2 protein-coding genes are annotated in these 1,157 nt (G+C 60.9%); one reads left to right on the plus strand and one right to left on the minus strand.

Going from position 1 to position 1,157, the window contains the following annotated elements:
• Positions 1 to 112: 112 nt before the first annotated feature.
• On the plus strand, positions 113 to 928 hold the full coding sequence (locus AAC083_RS06205) for a hypothetical protein (protein ID WP_108536096.1): 816 nt from the start codon (positions 113 to 115) through the stop codon (positions 926 to 928).
• Here the strand turns inward: AAC083_RS06205 and AAC083_RS06210 are convergent.
• On the minus strand, positions 843 to 1,157 hold a 315-nt coding region (locus tag AAC083_RS06210), incomplete at its 5' end, for a TSUP family transporter (protein WP_146181597.1). The two genes, AAC083_RS06205 and AAC083_RS06210, sit on opposite strands and share 86 nt — an antisense overlap.

Below are 1,157 nucleotides of genomic sequence, written 5' to 3' on the forward strand. Positions count from 1 at the left end.
CCTCGTCATCCGTCGTTTTGTCATCCTCTGGTGCAGCTTGCCCCGCCATCCCTGTCATAAAGCAGGCCACTATTTGCACATCCGCTACAGAGCACACGTCACCGAGGTCCATATGGCAGAGATGAGCCCCATCGATGTGCTGCGGCGCTATCAGGAGTATCAGGAGGAGCTGACCCCGCTACTGCAGGGGCTGCTCAGCGCCCCCCTTGCCTCGCTCAAGCGGTATCCCTTTGTTGTCAGCATTGACCGCTATCAGGGGCCGATGTGCATCCAGCCTGCGGTACCGGCGGCCCATAACCGGCTGCACCTCATCGTGCAGGGGCAGGGACGGGAGATCACCGTCTGTCTGAATCAGTTAATTGGCTGGTTGATGGGGGACAGGGAGCGCCGCCGCGCCATGCCCTGGTTCAAGGCGGTCTATGTGGTACTCAGCATGGCGCTGTTTCTCATCGTCGCTACCCTGATCTGGCACGGGCTGGAGCAGCTCTACCAATTGTTGTGCGGCGAGCAGCAGAACCAGCTCGGCGCCTTTAGCGCCATCATCTTCCTGACGCTGGCATTGGCGGTGTTCGATCTGGGCAAGACCATTCTGGAAGAGGAGGTGCTGCTGCATAAGGGTATCTTCCGCCACAGCGCCATTCGCCGCACCATCACCCGCTTTATCGCCGCCATTCTGATCGCGGTCTCCATCGAAGGGCTGTTGCTGCTGTTTAAAGGGTCGCTTGGCCAGAGCGAGCTGCTCTGGCCTGCGGTCGGGGTGATGGGGTGTGCGGTGGGTTTGCTGCTGGCGCTCTGCCTCTATGTCTATCTGGGGGCCAAGGCCGAAGCGGCACTGGTACAGGCTAGCCTGCGCTCTCCAACGCCAGTTGCACAGGGGAGCGACGTGCCGCCCGCCAGGAGGCGTACATGGTCCAGGAGGTATAGATGACGATAAAGGCAACCAGCCACTTCAGCATCTCCATATCCATGGACTTGACCAGCATGGCGGCCAGCACCACGCCGATGGGGCCGAAGATGGCCACCGCCAGCACGGCTTTGGCATCGAACGCCCCTTTGCGGATAAAGGTGCCTGCGGAGAAGACACTGAGCACGGCGGTGGAGCCCATCATGATGGGAAACGCCGCCAGCGGATTCATCCCCAGCAGATAGACCAGCGT

The sequence above is a fragment of the Aeromonas sp. HMWF014 genome, assembly GCF_963878295.1.
Lineage (GTDB): Bacteria > Pseudomonadota > Gammaproteobacteria > Enterobacterales > Aeromonadaceae > Aeromonas > Aeromonas popoffii.

Coding starts and splice junctions, on each gene's coding strand:
- AAC083_RS06205 (WP_108536096.1), top strand. CDS start 113: ATGGCAGAGATGAGCCCCATCGATGTGCTGCGGCGCTATCAGGAGTAT.